Annotated in this window: 1 protein-coding gene; it reads left to right on the forward strand. The window is 58.2% G+C overall.

All coding sequences use genetic code 11. The features are described 5' to 3' along the window. Positions 1-59: 59 nt before the first annotated feature. Positions 60-619, forward strand: a 560-nt coding sequence (locus F1002_RS20880; protein WP_150430968.1) for an AAA family ATPase, incomplete at its 3' end; no start/stop codon positions are given.

The following is a 619-nucleotide window of genomic DNA, read 5'->3' on the forward strand; positions in this document are numbered from 1 at the left end:
GGACTTGAAGACGAAAAAGTCCGTGATAGCCTGAACTGAACCTTTCTTAAGGACACCTCATGCGACCTCTCAGACTGACCCTGAAGGGCTTCCGTGGCATCCGCGATGGCCTGGGCCTCAATGCCCTGACGCTCGACTTCGAGAAACTGGCGGGTGACGCTCAACTGGTGGCGCTCGTTGGCGCCAATGGGCGTGGCAAGAGCACGATCATGGAAAACATGACGCCGTTCCTGACCATGCCATCGAGAGCAACTGTTGCCGGACCGGGCGGTTTCTCCTACTACGACCATGTCTTTCTGCCGGAAAACACCAAGGACTTGATTTGGGTTCACGAGGGGCGCCGCTACAGGTCGCAAATCGTCATCCGTCTCAACGGTCGACGCAGAACGGAAGCCTTTCTCCATATCGTCGACGAGCGCGGCTTTTGGCAGCCCGTGCGACTCAACGACGGCACTGTGTCTGACGGCAAGGTCGACACGTACAGCCGCTGCGTGGAGTCGATCTGCGGTAGTCCTGAGACGTTCTTCACATCCGTGTTCTCGGCCCAAGGCAAGCGGCCGTTGAGCGCTTACCGCAATGCCGAGATCAAGACCTTGCTTGCTGATCTGCTGGGACAGGA

This window comes from Dechloromonas sp. CZR5, assembly GCF_008711155.1.
In the GTDB taxonomy this organism is placed as follows: Bacteria; Pseudomonadota; Gammaproteobacteria; order Burkholderiales; family Rhodocyclaceae; genus Azonexus.